This is a genomic window from Mesorhizobium sp. WSM3866 (assembly GCF_002294795.1).
GTDB lineage: Bacteria > Pseudomonadota > Alphaproteobacteria > Rhizobiales > Rhizobiaceae > Mesorhizobium.
In genome coordinates this window covers 598,973-616,141 of record NZ_NSGC01000001.1, presented here as the reverse complement: position 1 = coordinate 616,141, position 17,169 = coordinate 598,973, and the positions used below count along the sequence as shown (strand labels likewise).

The window sequence follows — 17,169 nt, the reverse complement described above, 5'->3', positions numbered from 1 at the left end:
CGGGCGCCGCTCGTCAAGCGGCGCGACAGATCTGGCATGACTATCGGCACAATCAACTTGTGCCACCGGCGGCAGGGCACCGCCGGCGACATGAGCCTGGATTCACTCGGCGTCGTCCGGCGAAAGGGACTTCACAAGATCGATAATCCGGCGCCGCACCTTGACGTCGGGAATCTTGACGAAGGCACGATTGAGCTGAAGCCCTTCCGGGCTGCCGCAGAATTCGATCGCGAAAGTCATCGAGGCATCCTCGGCAAATCCCCGATTGCCGGTGACCGCTTCCTGACCGGGGGCGTCCTCGAAGAAGAAGGCGACAGGGACGCTCAGGATGGAGGCGATTGCCTGCAGGCGGCTGGCGCCGACCCTGTTGGTCCCCTTTTCGTACTTCTGTATCTGCTGAAACGTGATGCCGAGATTTTCACCCAGCTTTTCCTGGCTCATTCCAAGCATATTGCGACGCAGCCGAATACGACTGCCGACATGAATGTCGATCGGATTCGGCTTCTTCTTGTTCTCTTCTGTCATTTTTTCCTCGCCGAATTTTTCCGGCTTTTTCTATTTTTGCCGCCCAAACGAAACCGGAGCCACCTGCCCCAACAGACCCCTCCAACCGACTTCGAGAAAATTTTAGGCGTTACAGTATGAGTTTCTAATGTGCCGACTGTCAATTCACCCGTAGCCGCTGCCTTACATTCAATGTGAGGGCCGCGAGGGCAAACAGCAACATGATCAGCAATCCGTTAATTCGCCGCTGATCGGCGGTTAGCAGGGCGCGCCCGGAAACCGGCACATGGGCGTCGATGGCGCCGCGCGCATCGACTGCCAGGGCATCGACGATGCGCCCACGCGAATCGACAACGGCGGAGATGCCGTTGTTGGCCGCACGCAACAAAGGCACTCCATTCTCCACCGCACGAATCTGCGCCTGCCTGAAGTGCTGGTAAGGGCCTGGCGTGTCGCCAAACCAGGCGTCGTTGGTGACGTTCACAATAAGCTCGGATGACGCTGCATCGATTGCAACGAGGTCAGGAAAGATGACCTCGTAACAGATGAACGGAACCGCGCGCAGGCCGTTCGGCACCGCGATCGGATGGCGTTCGTTGCCGGCGGCGAAATTCATCGGTCCGGCAACGAGCTGGCCTATGCCGAAACGCTCGAACAGGCCGGCAAAAGGCAGATATTCGCCGAACGGCACCAGATGCACCTTGTCGACAGCATCGACGATCTCGCCCTTGTCGTTGATCGCCACCACGGAGTTGTAATAACGGCTGCCGGCATTGCCTGCGCCACCCTCCTCGCGCACCACGCCGGCGATCAGCATCTGGCCGTCGCCCAGCATATCGCCCAAGGCCGTCAGCGCGTCCGGACGCTCCGTGAACAGGAACGGCACGGACGTTTCCGGCCACAGGATCAGTTGCGGCTTGGCATGGCCTTGCTCCGGTGCCTTCGCCGAAATCCCCATCAGCGTGGCGAAGATGCGGTCGCGCACCGAGGCATCCCATTTCTCGGTGAGGTCGACGGCGGGCTGAACGATGCGCACGTCGATCGAGCGGGTGGCCGGCGGGGCTGGGACGGCAAGCCTGAAATAGCCGAAGCCGACGTGAGCGGCAACGAGAGCGACGAACAAGGCCAAGCCCAGCCTGAGATGCCGGCGCGCCGCGACAAGCGCCGGCAGGGAAAAGACAAAAACGGCGAGCGCGTTCATGCCGATCATGCCCGTCACCGACACGCTTTGCATCAGGAGGGGCACCGGCATTGCGGCATAGCCGACGGCATTCCAGGGAAAGCCGGTGAACAGGAAATCGCGCAGCCATTCCGCAAGGCCGAAGCCGAAGGCAAGTGCGGCGATGCGGCCGATATCACTGCTCCAGCAAAGCCGCGCCACGAGCGTCGCAAAACCATAGAAGAAGGCGAGCCCAAAGGGGATGCCGACGACGGCGAAGGGCAGCGCCCAGGCGAAGCTGTCGGCCTCGACAAGAAGGGCCTGGCCGATCCACCAGAGGCCGGCGAGGAAATAGCCGAAGCCGAACCACCACCCGATGGCGAAAGCCGGGCGAAGGCGACGCAGCCAGCCGTCGGAGGCTTCACCGGTGGCGCCGTCGAGCAGCCAGACAAGCACCGGAAACGAGACGAAACAGACGGCGAAGAAATCGTAAGGCGCCTGGGCGAGAACCGCGAGCGCTCCCGCGACAAACGCTACCAGCGACCGCCGCCACCCCCACAGCAGAATTATCCGGCCGGCAAAGCGCTGCATTCAACTTTCCAAGTCGCGCGAATCAGGCAGCCAGAGATTTAACAGGCCGAGCCGGATGCTCCAAACACGAGTAAGCGCAACAAATTCACGGTCGCGCTAACGGTGCCACCCTTCAATGCTGAGGCCGCTCAGTCGCTCGGCCTCCTCTTTGGGCACAATGCGCACGGTCTGTGTGGTCATCGATCGGCATTAGCGAATATCAGGCCTGCTCGGCGCGCGCCGCGCGGCGGCGCTGCCGTTCGCCCTTCGGGCTCTGCACGATGCGCACCCGCTTGACGCGGCGCGGATCGGCGTCGAGCACGTGGAATTCGAAGCCCGGTATGGCCTGCACCACTTCGCCACGGGCCGGAACCCGGCCGAGCGTGTTGAAGATCATGCCGCCGATGGTGTCGACATATTCGCCGTGCTCGCCGGCGGCGAAATCCTCGCCGATCATCTTGGCGACCTCGTCGATCTCGGCCTTGCCGTCGACCACGAACACGCCCTCTCCGATCCGGGTGATCATCGGCTCGTCGTCGTCGTGCTCGTCCTCGATGTCGCCGACCACCATCTCGACGATGTCTTCCAGCGAGGCGAGGCCGTCGGTGCCGCCATATTCGTCGATGACCAGCGCCATCTGGGTCCGCGTCGTCTGCATGCGCCCCATCAGGTCGGAAGCAAGCATCGATGGCGGCACGAACAGCACCGGACGGATCAGGTCGAGATCGCCGATGGTGCGGGCGAGATCGACCTGGGCCAGATCGAGGATGGTCGGCGCCTGGGCCTTCCTGTTCGCCCGGCCCTTCTTGACGCGGGCGACCTTGGTGATGTGGGCGAGAACGTCGCGTATGTGGACCATGCCGCGCGGATCGTCGAGCGTTTCGGAATAGACCGGCATGCGGGAATGACCGGACTGTTCGAAGAGGCCAAGCAGATCGCCAAGTGAGGTGGTGATCTCGACCGCCTCGATATCGGCACGCGGCACCATGACGTCCTCGACGCGCACTTCGCGCAGCCGCAGGATGTTGTTGAGCATCGCACGTTCGCCGGGCGAGAAGGATTCGGCATCGGTGGCCGTCTCGGCCAGCGCGTCGGCGATCTCCTCGCGCAGGTTGGTGCCGTTGCGGTGCCTGAACAGGCCTAGCACGCGATCGAAGAGAGAAGGACCGGCATGCGGAGGCTCGGCGGCCACGCTGCCGGTCGGAATACTCGGACTGGAGCCCTCTTCCGATTTTTCGGAAGGCTTGGCCGCACTGCCGGCGTCCGGACGGGCGGCAGTTTCTGGTTTATCGTTCATCGCCATCAGGTCAATTGGTCTTTTTTGTTACGCGTAGGGATCGGGAATGGCAAGCCTCGCAAGCGCCGCGCGCTCGATCGCTTCCATCTCCTCGGCCTCGGCGTCGGTCTCGTGATCATGGCCCAGAAGATGCAGCAGGCCATGGATGACGAGATGGGTGATATGGTTCGCCAGCGGCTTGTCTTCCAGTGCGGCCTCACGCGCAACGGTCTCGGAAGCAAGCACGATGTCGCCCAACATCGGCGGCAGCTCGGCGCCTTTCGGAACGGAAAAAGCCGGGAAAGACAGTACGTTGGTCGGCTTGTCCTTGCCGCGCCATTCGGCGTTGAGAGTGCGGATATGGGCGTCGTCGGAAAAAACGACGCTGAGCTCCGAAGCGCCGCTCGCGCCGGTTTCGGCAAAGGCGGCAGCGACGGCCTGATCGACCAGGTGCGCCAGCTCGGCCTCAGGGGGCCAGTCGCCGGCCTCGACGAAAATATCGATGTCGACCGGCGTCTTGCCGCTGGATCCCGGATTTTCAGCCATGGGGCTTGGATCAGCTCTCGGCGCCGAGGCCCCTGGCGAACTTGCCGTCCCGGTCATAGGCCTTGACGATCTCGGCAACCAGCGGATGGCGCACGACATCGCCCTCGTTGAAGCGGACCGTGACTATGCCCGGCACGCCGTCGAGGATGCGCAGCGCCTCGACCAGGCCCGACTTGGTGTTGGGCGGCAGGTCGATCTGGGTCGGATCGCCGGTGACGATCATGCGCGAGTTCTCGCCGAGACGGGTGAGGAACATCTTCATCTGCATCGGCGTGGTGTTCTGCGCCTCGTCGAGGATCACCGCGGCATGCGCCAGTGTGCGGCCGCGCATGAAGGCTAACGGTGCGATCTCGATGACCTCGGCGGCGATCGCCCGCTCGACCTTGTCGGCCGGCATCATGTCGTAGAGCGCGTCGTAGAGCGGCCGCAGATAGGGGTCGACCTTCTCCTTCATGTCGCCGGGCAGGAAGCCGAGCCGCTCGCCGGCCTCGACCGCCGGGCGCGACAGCACGATGCGCTCGACCATGCCGCGCTCGAGCAGCATCGCCGCATGGGCCACCGCCAGATAGGTCTTGCCGGTGCCGGCCGGGCCGATGCCGAAGACCATTTCGGAGCGCTCCAGCGCGCGCATATAGGCGTCCTGGTTGAGCGAACGGGCATAGATCGTGCGCTTGCGCGTGGCGATCTGGGCGGCCGAAACCTTGCCCTTGCGCTCCATGGTGGGCAGCGTCAGCTGGTCGTCGGCGGCGATCGCCATGCGCACGGCGCCGTCGACGTCGGACTGGCCGATATCGACACCCTTCTGCAGAATGCCGTAGAGCGTGTCGAGCGCGCGGCGCGCCTGCTCGGCGGCCGAAGCCGTGCCCTTGATCGCAAGCTGGTTACCCCGCGAACGGATGTCAACGCCGAGCTTCTGCTCGAGACGGGCCAGATTCTCGTCGAACTGGCCGTATAGGGCGCTGGCAAGCTTGTTGTTGTCGAAGGTCAGTACGATGTGCGCCATGTCGGAGGCCCCGGATGCCTGGTTCTGGGGCGGATTCTTCAGTTCAGCAGCGCTCAACCGTCTCTCCTCATCTGCCGAGGCTTGTGGCTATGCATGTCGTTGACCCGAGCACTTTTTGGGCGACATGCATCAGGCCAACTCGGCGAACAGGCTGTTGGGACCTGTCTTCGTGATTCGTACGTCGATAATGTCACCGATTCCGCCGGCCTTGTCGTCAACAATAACAGGCTGCAGCCAGGGCGAGCGGCCGACGATCTGACCGGCGTGGCGGCCGGGCTTCTCGATCAGCGTGCTGACCGTGCGGCCGACCAGGCTGGCGATGAATGCCTTCTGCTGCTCGTTGACCAGCGCCTGCAGGCGCTGCAGCCGCTCGTCCTTCACGGCTTCCGACACATGGCCGTCCATCTCGGCGCCCGGCGTGCCGGGACGCGGCGAATATTTGAACGTGAAGGCCGAAGCGTAATTCACCTCGCGCACCAGTTCGAGCGTTGCCTCGAAATCCGCTTCCGTCTCGCCGGGGAAGCCGACGATGAAGTCGCCGGACATGGCGATATCGCCGCGGGCGGCGCGGATGCGATCGATGAGCGCCAGATAATCGCGTGCCGTATGCCTGCGGTTCATCGCCTTCAGTATCCGGTCGGAGCCAGACTGCACTGGTAAATGCAGATAGGGCATCAAGGCCGGCAGGTCACGGTGCGCGGCGATCAATTCATCATCCATGTCGCGCGGATGGCTGGTGGTGTAGCGCAGTCGCGCCAGGCCGGGAATTTTCGCCAGGCGGAAGAGCAGGCGGCCGAGGCCCCATTCCTCGCCGTTTTCGCCCTCGCCGTGCCAGGCGTTGACGTTCTGACCGAGCAGCGTCACCTCGCGCACGCCAGCCTCGGCGAGGCGCTCGGCCTCGGCGACGATCTGGGCCACCGGCCGCGAGACTTCGGAGCCGCGCGTATAGGGCACGACGCAGAAGGTGCAGAACTTGTCGCAGCCCTCCTGCACGGTAAGGAAAGCGGTCACGCCGCGCTTTGCCAGTTCGGCGCGCTTCGGCTGCGGCAGATGCTCGAATTTGTTCTCAATGGCGTAGTCGGTCTCGACGATCTTCTCGCCGCCGCGTACCCTCGCCAGCACGTCGGGCAGCCGGTGATAGGTCTGCGGGCCGATGACGAGATCGACGGCCGGCGCACGGCGTATGATTTCCGCCCCTTCGGCCTGTGCCACGCAGCCGGCGACGCCGATCAGCAGCTCACGGCCGGCCTCGGCGCGCTCGGCCTTCATGTCGCGGATGCGGCCAAGCTCCGAATAGACTTTTTCGGCTGCCTTCTCGCGGATGTGGCAGGTGTTGAGCAGCACCAGATCGGCGTCTTCGACGGCGTCGGTGGCGACATAGCCGTCGGCCGCCAGCGCATCGGTCATACGCTGGGAATCGTAGACATTCATCTGGCAGCCATAAGTCTTGACGAAGACCTTTTTCGCCGCCCCGGCATGCACCGGCTCGCGCTCAGGCGCGGTGCCGATGTCGTGGCTTTCAATCGTGTTCAATTCCATCGGGCGGCTTCTAACGCCTTTCCGCGACAAAAAACAGCCGATTCCGGCAGGCTACGGCGCCGCGCGTCGATTTTTCAAGCTATGCGCTGACGACTGGGACGCGGCTCGGCGAGCGCAGCCTGCATCATCTCGCGCACTCTCGCTTCCATCAATCTTGCCGTTTCCTTGCGGTTAGAACCCTTGGAGAAGGGCACCGGATCACCGAAATGCACTTCGGCATCGAGCGAGCCCTCGGCAAGCAAACCCTTCAAATGCGGTATCAGATCCTGGTCGCCGATCCAGGCGGCGATCGGCCGGTGGCGGCGGCCCATCGGCACGCCGTGCAGGCGCGTATAGGCGATCGCCACCGGCTGGATAAACACTTGGTCCGCCGCCCCTTCCGAAATCGCCATCGAGGCGGCACCGAACAAGGTGCTCTTGAACGGCAGCACCAGATTGCCGTCCCCGGTCGAACCCTCGGCGAACAGAACCATCGCATCGCCCTTGGCCATGCGTCTGGCGATCTCGCTCGCCTGGTCGCCGGAGGTGCGTTTGCGGTCGCGCTCGATAAAGACGGTGCGCTGCAGCTTGGACAGCATGCCGATCATCGGCCAACCTTCCATGTCGGCCCTGGCGATGAACTTCACATCGACAAAGGAGCCGAGCACCATGATGTCGGTCCAGGAGATGTGGTTGGCAGCGATGAGCAAGGGGCGCTCTTTCGAGAGCGCGCCTTTGACGTGCACGCGCATGCCGAGCGCCTTGAGGATCATGCTGTGCCAGATCTTGAGGAGGACTGTCTCCGGCCAAAGCCTCGTCTTCATCGACAGGAGCTGCAGCGGCGCCAGCACCAGCGTGCCGGCGGCGACGAGGCCGAACGCCAGGAAAATCCGCAATTTCTTGACCATTCGCTCCGGCCCTATCCCACAGTCTGGCTAGCGAAGATCGCGGCGCATGACAAGCGCGCCGGTCGGGCCGTGCTCGGTCGACCGGTAGTAGTTCGGACGCTGGCCGACCTGACGGAAGCCGAGCCGGCGATAGAGTGCGACGGCCGGCGTATTGGTCTCGTCGACCTCGAGGAACAGCGCCTCGGCGCGCTGCGCATGCAATTCGCGCAGCACCGCATCGATCAATTGCCAGCCAAGCCCCTGGCGCCGATGGGCGCGAGCCACCGCGACCGTAAGGATCTCGCCCTCGCCTGCCGCGAGCCGCGCCAGCACGAAACCGACCGGCGGCTTCGCACCCTGCCCGGTCTCGCGCGCGGCGTAACCGAACACGGTGTCCTGTTCGAGCAGTGCCGCGAACTCGCCATCGGTCCAGGGGCGAACGAAATCCTCGCGATGCAGCACCGCAACGGCGGCGCTGTCGGCCACCGTCAGCGGCTCCAGCGCATAATCCCTGCGGCGCGGCTTAAAGAAAGGGATGCGCATCAGGATTTTTTTCCCTTTGGTGCATGATCTTCTCCAGAACCCGGCTTCCCGGATTCATGGTTCCGCCTTGGCAGAATGAAACCGGCCTGCGGCTTGGCGTCGGCGCCGCGCAGATAGAGCGGCTTCGGCTTTGCGCCTGGCCCTTTCGCGGCGGCCAGTCGGGCATAGGTCGCGATGTCGGCTGTGGCTACGGCCGGCCCGGTGTCGAAGTCCGGCCCGGCCGCTGCCGCAATCAGCGGCGCGGCGGTGCCGGTGAGGACCGCTTTCGCATCGACTGCCATTCCGGTCGCTTGGGAAAGCGTGGCCACCGTTGGTCCGTAAGTCAGAACTAACGCTTCATCGAAAAGTGCCGCATGGAGTTCCTCGCGGCCGGCGTCGAGCGCCGCCAGCACGGCACGGCCGGGAAAGGCATTCGCGGCTTCCGCCGCCAACGCTTCCAGCGTCGTCACGCCGATAGCCGGGATCTTCAGCGCCAGGGCCAAGCCACGCGCGGTCGAGACGCCGACGCGCAGGCCGGTGAAGGAACCGGGGCCGATCGAGACGGCTACAGCGTCCAAGCCTTGATAGCCGATCCCGCTGGCCTTCAATGCCGCCTCGATGACGGCCATCAGATGCTCGGCATGCCCTTTGCCGAGGTCGAGCACCTGGCGGCCAAGCTCGATGCCAGCGTCAGCGTCGTGTACGCAGGCGGCGCAGAGATTGGCGGCGCAGTCGATGGCGAGCAGCTTCATAGGGCCGGTTAACCAACTGTATCGAAACACATTCCCTGTGCCCGGCATGGCCCGCCGCCGCAAGGGCCACGCCGCATAAATGTTATGCGGCTTGGCTTTAGCACGACATCAGGAAGCTGGCCTTGACAGCGATCAGCCCGCAGCCGCGATGCGCAGCACGTGGTTGTCCCAGACATAATCGGGTTCGGCGCGCGTCCCGCCCGGACCGCCGACGATCTCGCCAGCGCCGGTCGTTGCCATGAAGTCGGCGCCGTCCGGCGCGAGACCGCAAACTTCGACCAGCGACTTCGTCGCGACAACGCGTCCGCTGGCGGCATCGATGACGGCCAGCGAATTACCCTCCGGCGAGGTCACGGCGACGGTGCCGGCATCGGGATTGGCGGCAACCGAGCCGATATAGTTGCGGAAGCCCGACAGCACGTCCTGCGGCATTTCCAAAAGCTCGAGCTCCTTGCCGCGCGCGGCGCGGCCGACCAGCGCCGGCCGGTCGATCGCCGGCCCGCGATACTGACAGCCGAACCAGACGGTGCCGGTCCGGTCGCGGTCCATGTGACGGATCGACAGCTGATGCAGCGCCGGCGGCAATTCGTGCTTTTCGATCAGGTCGCCAGTGATGCGGTCGACCAGCGCGTAGGACGGCTTCATCGTTGCGATGTTGAGCTCGGCGCGGCCGAAATCCGGATGCGTTTCGATGCCGCCATTGGCGATGGCGAGCGCCCTGCCGTCGCCGAGCAGCAGCAGTTCGTGCGGACCCATGCCGTAGGTCGGGAACTCGCCGACGCGGCTGAACTTCGCCCGCGCGTCATAGACGCCGACGACGCCGGCGGCGTTGTCGAAATCATTTTCCGTTGCATAGAGCAGCGCGCCGTCGGGCGAGAACACGCCGTGACCGAAGAAGTGCCGGCCGGCAATGCTGGCGATGATCAAAGGCTTCTCGCGGCCGGTGTGGTCGAAGACCATCGCGAAGGTGCCGGGCTGGCGGGCGAAGACGACCGAGCGTTTCGACACCGGATCGAACGCGACGTCGTGGCCACGGTCGGGCAGATCGAGCGTGTGCAGGATCTTGCCGGCCTCGGAGAGCACGGCGGCGCCGAAGCTGCCGTCGCGCCTGACGAAGGCCGTGGCGAAGACGGCGTCCGTTGCAAGCGTCTCCGCCCAGGCGCGCGGCGCCATCGCGGCGGCGAAGCCGGCGCCGGCGGCACGCAGAAAGTCGCGGCGATCGATGAGCGGCGTCGTCACGGCGTCAATCACCATCCAGCGACGAAAAGCCGGCGGTCAGGCCAAACTCGGCGGTCATCCTGGTGCCGATCAGGGTCGAGAGGCTGGAGGTGATCAGCGCGAGATGCTCGAGCTTGTCGCGCAGCGCCGGATCGGCGAGCGCCTTGTCGATCGGGCCGCTAACGGACTTCGCCGTCGCCACGCCGTTGGTCAGCTGGATGTGGATGGATTCGGCCATCCACCGCGCATCGGCGGGCAGCGCATCGCCGAGCTTAGAGGCCTGGAACAGCTTGTCGATGCCGGACAGATTTCCGGCCAGCGAATTCAGCGTGTTCTGCGAGCGCCAGTAGATCGCCTGCTTCGGCTTGTCAGCATCGGGCTTCGCGCCAAGAAAACCCTTGAGCCGCACGTCGCGGATCATTTCCAGCTCATTGATGAAAACGCCGACCAGTTCCGTGACCGCTTCGGTGCCATCACGATAGAGCGGGTTCTTCGGCCCCGGATTGGCCCAGAGCGAGGCAAAACCATCGGGCTTGCTCCATGCTTCGCGGACCTCGCCGGCAATCGCCTGGATGTTGCTGGCCACCGCCGCCCCGTAGGCGCAGCGATAGGGATCGTCCTTACTGGCAAGCGTTTCGGCACCATCGCCGAACAGCACATATTCCAACGCACCGAGGCCCTGCATGGCAACGCTCTTTCGCGCGAGTTGCGCCGGATCGTCGGCGGATGGATCCTTGGCAACGAGGGTCGACTGCACCTGCCTCAATCCGATGCTCTTGCGGTCCGGCCAGTACAGCATGCGCTCCAGCCGGTTGTTTTCCTTGATGGGCCCGAAGGCGATGATCTCGGCCACCGACCAGGCTTCGACTGTGGCGGAAAACTCGGTACGCGCCGCGTCGAGATTTTGCTGGGACGGCGCATTGCAGAGCTGGCGCATCGCCTGGGTCAGGGTCCCGGCATGATCGTCGAGGCTGGCGTAGGCCGGGCGGACGAAGCCGTCGATCGCGCGTCCGATAAGATCGGAAGCTTTGACCGCGGCCTGGGTCGGCAAGGCTGCGGCCAGCAAGAAAGGAAGGGCAAGCGCGGCGGCACGTCGGTTAAACATCAGAGCGACTCCAGGAATTTGATCAGCGCATCGCGGTCGGCCGCAGCTGCGCCGGCAAAGCGGTCGCGCGCCTTCTGGCCCTCGCCGCCATGCCACAGGATCGCCTCTTCGAGCGTCCGCGCGCGGCCGTCATGCAGATAGAAGCTGTTGCCATTGACCGTGGCGGTCAGGCCGATGCCCCAGAGCGGGGGCGTGCGCCATTCGCTGCCGCTCGCTTCCCCCACGCGCTGCCCGTCGGCGAGACCCTCGCCCATGTCGTGCAGCAGGAAATCGGAATATGGCCAGATCAGTTGGAAGGCTTGCGCCTTGTTGGGCGTGCCGCGCATGGTGACGAATTTCGGCGTGTGGCAGGAAATGCAGCCCATCTCGTAGAACTGCTTCTTGCCGGAAAGAACCTCCGGCTTGTCGAGGTCGCGCCGCGCCGGCACAGCGAGGTTCTGCGAATAGAAGGTGACGAGGTCCATGACCGGGGGCGGCGCTTCCGCCGCGCCCAGGCGCTCTTGGACGCCATTCGGCAGGGTAAGGCACGCCTTCTCAGCCTCGGTGCAATCGCCCCAATGCTTCGGCACTTCAGGCGTCGAGATGCCGATATCGCCGGCAAAGGCATCGGCGGCCTGCTGCCGGATCGATGCGGCCTGAGCTTTCCAGCCGAAGCGGCCCAAAGTTATCGCGCCGCTCAACTCCTCGCGAACTATGTTCGGCCGGCCGGAGATGCCGTCGCTGTCGCGGTCATGCGGATCGGCAAGGGCAAGGATGTCGGCCGGGGCGATCTGCTCAATCAGGCCGAGCCCGATCATCGGCGGCGTCAGGCGCGGCGACAACGTCGTGCGCGGGTCGAGCGGGCCATAGCCCGGATTCTCGACCGAGTAGCGGGGCTTGCGCAGCAAAACGACGGCACCGTCGCCCAGCGTTACCTTCTCTTCCGAATAGTCGATGCGCATGCGGCCTTCACCCTTGAGGCCGGGAACGGCCAGATCCTGCAATTGCGAGCCATAGACAGGTTCGGGGAAATTCAGCAGCTTATGGTTGGCAAGTTCGGCTCTCTCCTCGGCATTGCTTGCGTCGCGCGCCAGCCGCAAGAACATCGAGGTCGAGCCTGCGCCGCTTCCCGGCGGTCGGCCGCGACCATCCTTCAGATGGCAGTTCTGGCAGGCGCGTTCGTTGAACAGCGGACCGAGCCCGTCGGACGCCTGGGTCGATGACGGCGACGACACCCAGTTCTTGCGGAAAAGCGCATTGCCGAGCTTGAAGGTCCCTTCCTCCTCGAAGGTGATGTTGGCGGAAGGCTGCGAGAAGGCGTCGCGGTTGACGCCCTTCCTCGACGTGCCGGCGCCGCCCTGCATCAGCTCGAACGGTTCGGGCTTTGTAAAGTCGGTCGTAGGCTTGGTGACCGCCAACACCCGCGCCTGATCCTCCGGCGTCAGATCTGTGCGGCTCGTCGGCAGACCCGCCGGCTCGCCCGCCATGGCGGGAGCAGAAAGCGTGATTGCCAGCAGGAGCGTGGCACCGCGCCAGATCCGGTATCGCGGGTTCCTCGGGAGCAGCAGGCCGGCTATCTCGGCCCGCCATGAGCGGCGCGAAAAATCTATCGGGCGCCGCATTCCCGCATGTCCTTACTCCGCTTCGTTGGCCGAGTCGGCGTTGAGCTGGCCGTACTTTTCCTCGCCGATCGAGGCGAGCAGGTCGAGCTGACTCTCCAGGAAGTCGATGTGGCCTTCCTCGTCCGTCAGCAGATCCTCGAACAGTTTCATCGACACATAGTCGCCCGCATCCTGGCAAATCTCGCGCGAGCGCTTGTAGGAGGTGCGCGCGTCATATTCGCCGGCGAGATCGGATTCGAGCACTTCCTTTACATTCTGGCCGATACGCAACGGCGCGACCGACTGCAGGTTCGGATGGCCTTCGAGGAAGATGATGCGGGCAACCAGCCGGTCGGCGTGATGCATTTCTTCGATCGATTCCGCCCGCTCCTTCTTCGCCAGCTTGGTGTAGCCCCAGTCTTCGAGCAGACGATAATGGACCCAGTACTGATTGACGGCACCAAGCTCCAGAAACAGGGCTTCGTTAAGCCGCTCGATGACCTGCGGTTCGCCTTTCATGGGTTCTGCTCCCGAATTGGCCGCGCAGTCCTCTGACGCGGTCCAGGTGTGAAACGATATCCGCGCCGCTCCCCTCTGAACGGGCGTGGTAATTCTCGGTGACCCGAATGATCGTTTCCACCACATTTGGAAAGCAGCCGCAACAGCGGCCGCGCTTGCGCATGGCATGATAGACCTTGGCCGGCACGATAAGCTGCCAGGGATCTTCATCCAGCAGACCGATGATCGTCTGCTCGATCTCCTTCTCGGTGATGATGTTGCAATGGCAGATCAGCATTCACTTGCTCTGGCTGGCGGCACTGTTCTGGCGCCGTTTGGCTTGTTTCTCAATTGAGCATGATCTTGTCCAAAAACCGGCTTCCACTTTTTGGGATCATGCTCGGGTGCTACTTGAACACCTTGTCCGGAGCATCAAGGCTGTCGGAGCCCTCGAACGCGATGGCATTGAGCTTGAGTGAGCCGACCGCGCGTTCGATCGACTTGGTCTGGTCGATCAGCGCGTCGATCGCCGCCTGCACCGTGGCGTTGCCTTCCGCATTGCCCTCGGCGATCTGCTGGTCATAGGCCTCGCCGGCCAGCGCCCGCGCCTTGATCGCTTCCATCTTGGCGACCGAAGTATCGAGCTTGTCCGACAGTTCCTTGTCGATCGCCGGATCGGCCACCTTCATCATGTCCGACACCGACGGGCCGGAAACCACGGTGCCGTCGAGACGCGTATAGTTGGCGTGATAGGCGGCGCGGATGCCGATCGCATCATAGAGATGCGAGTTGTAGGTGTTGTCCGAGAAGCAGTCCTGCTCCTCCTCCGGATCGTGCAGCAAAAGGCCGAGCTTCATGCGCTCGCCGGCCAGTTCACCATAGGAGAGCGATCCCATGCCGGTGAGGATGGTGGAGATGCCGGAATTCGGCTCGCCATCGACGAGGGTCTTGCGCGCGGCGCCGTCTTCCTTCCAGTTGTTGACCATCTCCTGCAGGTCGGAGACCAGAAGGTCGCTTGCCGACTTCAGATATTCCGCGCGGCGGTCGCAATTGCCGCCAGTGCAGTTCTTGAGATCGTAGTCGGTGTACGGGCGCTCGCCGGCGCCTGGACCGGTGCCGTGCAAATCCTGGCCCCAAAGCAGGAATTCGATGGCGTGATAGCCGGTCGCGACATTGGCCTCGACGCCGCCGGCTTCCTGCAGCGTGCCCGAGAGGAATTCCGGCGTCAGCTTCGAGGCGTCGACCTTCTTGCCGTTGATCTCGATCTCCTTGCTCGCAATGACGTTCGCCGTATAGAGCGAGTTCTCGTCCGACTCGGTGCCGTAGCTCTTGGCGACATAGTCGATCAGGCCTTCGTCCAGCGGCCAGGAATTCACCTTGCCTTCCCAGTCGTCGACGATCTTGTTGCCGAAGCGGTAGACCTCGGTCTGCTGGTAAGGCACGCGCGCCGCCTTCCAGGCATCGCGGGCAGCGTTGAGCGTCTCTGCCGAGGGCTTGGCGAGAAGCGCGTCGACGGCCTTGTCGAGCGCCTCAGCCGTGATCAGCGAATCCTCGTATTTGGCGAGCGCGATGTCGGCATAGGTCTTGATCACCGCCTTCGCATCGGTTTCGGCCTTCGCCGGCAGCACGAACACGGCCGCCGTCAGCGCCGCGGTGGCGCCGATCGCGGCAAGCCTGCTGCCCCAACGTAGCGCAATAGTTCGCGGCGTGATTATCGCTTTCATCAATCCCATCTCCTCAGAAATTCAATGGCATAGGTATGCGGCCGCCGGCGCGCGGCGCCAGCGCAAGCACGAATGACCGGAAAGGCAAAGTTGCCGCGCAATGGCGCGGCCAATCAGCAAAAGACACCGAAATGCCTCCAATCGAAAGGGTTCAAGGCCCAGACATCAAAGGAATGCGCCAGGAGCGCAGCCCTCCATAAAGCGGCGGAGCGGCTGGAAGTCAACTGGCGGTACAGAGAAAATTCAATTGAAACAACGGTTTAGAATTATTCTAAACTGGAATTATCAACTTTAAGCCGGCGAATGCGGCGGACATCGGATTGACAGGCGGCCATCCTGGGTGCGACCCGGACCACGGCTCTTGCGGCGGCGGCAGACAATCGCCACTTGGCGGAAGATCCTAGATTTGAAGGCAAAAAGGGCTGCGATGAAGAACGGGGTGGTCATTGTCGGTGCGGGTCATGCCGGCGTGCAGGCGGCCGCTAGCCTGCGTGAGGAAGGCTATGACGGGCCTGTCATCCTGATCGGCGACGAGAACGAGCTGCCCTATCACAAGCCGCCGCTGTCCAAGACCTTCATCAAGGATGCCGAAGCCAAGTCGCAGCCCTTGCGCGGCGAGGCCTTCTATTCCGGCAATGCCATCGACTACCGGCCGGGCGTTTGGATCGACAGGATCGATGGTGGCGAGCGCAGGCTGGACGTTTCCGGCGGCGGCACAATTGCCTTCGACCGGCTGGTGCTGGCCACCGGCTCGCGGCCACGCCTCCTCAAGCTCGATGGCGCGGAGCTCGCCGGCGTGATGTCGCTGCGCTCGCTGGCCGATGCGCGGCTGATCCGCGAGTTGAGCGCGCAGAGCGAGGAGGTCGTCATCCTCGGCGGCGGCTTCATCGGCCTCGAAATCGCAGCGACGCTGAGGGCCGCCGGCCGCGGGGTCACCGTCGTCGAGGCGCTCGACAGGCTTCTCGGCCGCGCCGTGGCGCCGGCAATCGCGGCGCATGTGCGCCAGCGCCTGGAGGCTATGGGCGTGCGCCTGCTCACCGGCACCACGGTTGCCCGTCTGGAAGGCGAAGGCGGCCGCGTTTCGGCCGCGATCACGTCAAGCGGCGAGCGCCTGCCGGCGCAACTGGTGATCATCGGCATCGGCGTCGTGCCCAATGTCGAGCTGGCCGAAGCCGCCGGCATCGCGATCGCCAACGGCATCCGCGTCGACCAGCATATGCAGAGCTCGATCCCGGAAATCCTCGCCGTCGGCGATGCCGCCTCCTACCGGCATTGGTTCACCGGCGGCGACGTGCGGCTGGAATCGGTGCAGAACGCCACCGACCAGGCGCGGCTTGCCGCGCGCACCATCGTCGGCCATGCCGAACCCTTCGCGGCCGTGCCTTGGTTCTGGTCGGATATCGGCGACATGAAGCTGCAGATGGTCGGCCTGACGCAAGGCGGCGACAGCCATGTCGTGCTGGGCGAGCCGGCCGAGAACAGGTTCTCGATCTACCACTATGCCGGCAACCGGCTGCTGGGCATCGAATCCGTCAACCGCCCGGCCGACCACATGCTCGGCCGCAAGATGCTCGGCGCCGGCTTCTCGCCCGCGCCTCACACCGTGGCAGCCGGGCCGGATGCGCTGAAGGCGGCGCTTGCGGCCTTCCACCAGGACGAGCCGGCAAGGGCCAGCGCGTAGAGATTGCCAATTTTTGCCATCAGCCTTACATTGGTTGAATGAGCACGATGAATATCTCACTGCCCGACAGCTTGAAGCATTTTGTCGATCAGCAGGTGACGGAACGCGGCTACGGCACGAGCAGCGAATATGTGCGTGAATTGATTCGCCACGATCAGGATCGTCAGCGTTTGCGCGGTCTGCTTCTTGAAGGCGCTTCGTCCGCGCCAGGCGCTCCTGTCGGTGACGACTATTTCGCGGCGCTGCGCAAGCGAGCGCTGGGCCAATAATTGGTTGCCGTAAAGGCGTTTATTCCTCGTGCCCTTGCCTTGCGGGATATCGAGGACACTGTCGATTATTATGCCGCGAAGCTGGTTCGCACGTGGCGCTAGCCTATGTCGAGGATCTTCAAACTGCCTACAAAGTGATAGCCAACCATCCTGCGTCGGGCTCGCTGAGATATAGCTATGCGATTGGACTACCCGGTCTGCGCAGTGTGCAATTGAAGCGCTATCCGTCCCTGATTTTCTATGTCGAACAGGCCGATCATATCGATGTGTGGCGGGTCCTGCACGCCAAAATGGACATTCCAGCCTGGTTACAGAATCCGAACTCCTGACGGCGAGTTGCCGCACCGGCCTGGGCCG

At 63.8% G+C, this 17,169-nt stretch carries 17 protein-coding genes and 1 pseudogene; 3 read left to right on the top strand and 15 right to left on the bottom strand.

The annotated features are described in order from the left end of the window. Positions 1 to 102: 102 nt before the first annotated feature. The 15 genes from CK222_RS02930 to CK222_RS02860 form a co-directional block, all read right to left on the bottom strand. Positions 103 to 525 (bottom strand): helix-turn-helix transcriptional regulator, encoded by a 423-nt coding sequence (locus CK222_RS02930; protein ID WP_095777507.1) that lies wholly within the window; start codon positions 523 to 525, stop codon positions 103 to 105. A gap of 139 nt (positions 526 to 664) precedes the next feature. Then, on the bottom strand, positions 665 to 2,254 hold the full coding sequence (lnt, locus tag CK222_RS02925; protein WP_066996322.1) for an apolipoprotein N-acyltransferase: 1,590 nt from the start codon (positions 2,252 to 2,254) through the stop codon (positions 665 to 667). Between the two features lie 199 nt (positions 2,255 to 2,453). After that, a complete protein-coding gene (locus tag CK222_RS02920) occupies positions 2,454 to 3,530 on the bottom strand; it encodes a hemolysin family protein (protein WP_095799483.1) in 1,077 nt (358 codons plus the stop codon). A gap of 27 nt (positions 3,531 to 3,557) precedes the next feature. Next, positions 3,558 to 4,055 carry an rRNA maturation RNase YbeY gene (gene ybeY / locus CK222_RS02915; RefSeq protein ID WP_066996319.1) on the bottom strand — a complete coding sequence of 166 codons (498 nt, stop codon included), beginning with the start codon at positions 4,053 to 4,055 and terminating at the stop codon, positions 3,558 to 3,560. 10 nt (positions 4,056 to 4,065) lie between these two features. Continuing rightward, complete coding sequence (locus CK222_RS02910; protein WP_245299624.1) at positions 4,066 to 5,058, bottom strand: PhoH family protein; 993 nt, start codon at positions 5,056 to 5,058, stop codon at positions 4,066 to 4,068. Between the two features lie 129 nt (positions 5,059 to 5,187). Further along, a complete protein-coding gene (gene miaB / locus CK222_RS02905; RefSeq protein ID WP_067324515.1) occupies positions 5,188 to 6,597 on the bottom strand; it encodes a tRNA (N6-isopentenyl adenosine(37)-C2)-methylthiotransferase MiaB in 1,410 nt (469 codons plus the stop codon). 74 nt (positions 6,598 to 6,671) lie between these two features. Then, a complete protein-coding gene (locus tag CK222_RS02900; protein WP_095799321.1) occupies positions 6,672 to 7,484 on the bottom strand; it encodes a lysophospholipid acyltransferase family protein in 813 nt (270 codons plus the stop codon). A 27-nt stretch (positions 7,485 to 7,511) separates the two neighbouring features. Then, positions 7,512 to 8,006, bottom strand: a complete 495-nt coding sequence (gene rimI / locus CK222_RS02895; protein WP_095799320.1) for a ribosomal protein S18-alanine N-acetyltransferase — start codon at positions 8,004 to 8,006, stop codon at positions 7,512 to 7,514. Continuing rightward, entirely contained in the window at positions 8,006 to 8,737 is a 732-nt protein-coding gene (tsaB, locus tag CK222_RS02890) for a tRNA (adenosine(37)-N6)-threonylcarbamoyltransferase complex dimerization subunit type 1 TsaB (protein WP_095799319.1), read from the bottom strand. The genes rimI and tsaB overlap by 1 nt, the downstream gene beginning before the upstream one ends. A gap of 132 nt (positions 8,738 to 8,869) precedes the next feature. After that, complete coding sequence (locus CK222_RS02885; protein WP_095799482.1) at positions 8,870 to 9,976, bottom strand: DUF1513 domain-containing protein; 1,107 nt, start codon at positions 9,974 to 9,976, stop codon at positions 8,870 to 8,872. Positions 9,977 to 9,980: 4 nt separating this feature from the next. After that, positions 9,981 to 11,060 carry an imelysin family protein gene (locus CK222_RS02880; RefSeq protein WP_095799318.1) on the bottom strand — a complete coding sequence of 360 codons (1,080 nt, stop codon included), beginning with the start codon at positions 11,058 to 11,060 and terminating at the stop codon, positions 9,981 to 9,983. After that, positions 11,060 to 12,661: a di-heme oxidoredictase family protein gene (locus CK222_RS02875; RefSeq protein WP_095799317.1), complete on the bottom strand. Its 1,602-nt coding sequence runs from the start codon at positions 12,659 to 12,661 to the stop codon at positions 11,060 to 11,062. Before CK222_RS02875 ends, CK222_RS02880 begins: the two co-directional genes overlap by 1 nt. Before the next feature lie 12 nt (positions 12,662 to 12,673). Next, a complete protein-coding gene (gene bfr, locus CK222_RS02870) occupies positions 12,674 to 13,159 on the bottom strand; it encodes a bacterioferritin (RefSeq protein ID WP_067324504.1) in 486 nt (161 codons plus the stop codon). Continuing rightward, positions 13,125 to 13,436: a (2Fe-2S)-binding protein gene (locus tag CK222_RS02865; protein WP_066996295.1), complete on the bottom strand. Its 312-nt coding sequence runs from the start codon at positions 13,434 to 13,436 to the stop codon at positions 13,125 to 13,127. The genes bfr and CK222_RS02865 overlap by 35 nt, the downstream gene beginning before the upstream one ends. A gap of 109 nt (positions 13,437 to 13,545) precedes the next feature. After that, complete coding sequence (locus CK222_RS02860) at positions 13,546 to 14,862, bottom strand: imelysin family protein (RefSeq protein ID WP_176477553.1); 1,317 nt, start codon at positions 14,860 to 14,862, stop codon at positions 13,546 to 13,548. 427 nt (positions 14,863 to 15,289) lie between these two features. On the opposite strand from CK222_RS02860, the gene CK222_RS02855 reads away from it, so the two are divergent. The 3 genes and pseudogenes from CK222_RS02855 (at position 15,290) to CK222_RS02845 (ending at position 17,141) form a co-directional block, all read left to right on the top strand. Further along, positions 15,290 to 16,543, top strand: coding sequence for an FAD-dependent oxidoreductase (locus CK222_RS02855; protein ID WP_095799316.1), 1,254 nt, complete (start codon positions 15,290 to 15,292; stop codon positions 16,541 to 16,543). A gap of 38 nt (positions 16,544 to 16,581) precedes the next feature. Further along, positions 16,582 to 16,812 (top strand): type II toxin-antitoxin system ParD family antitoxin, encoded by a 231-nt coding sequence (locus tag CK222_RS02850; protein ID WP_067324498.1) that lies wholly within the window; start codon positions 16,582 to 16,584, stop codon positions 16,810 to 16,812. Beyond that, a pseudogene (locus CK222_RS02845) lies at positions 16,813 to 17,141 on the top strand (type II toxin-antitoxin system RelE/ParE family toxin). Positions 17,142 to 17,169 lie beyond the last annotated feature (28 nt).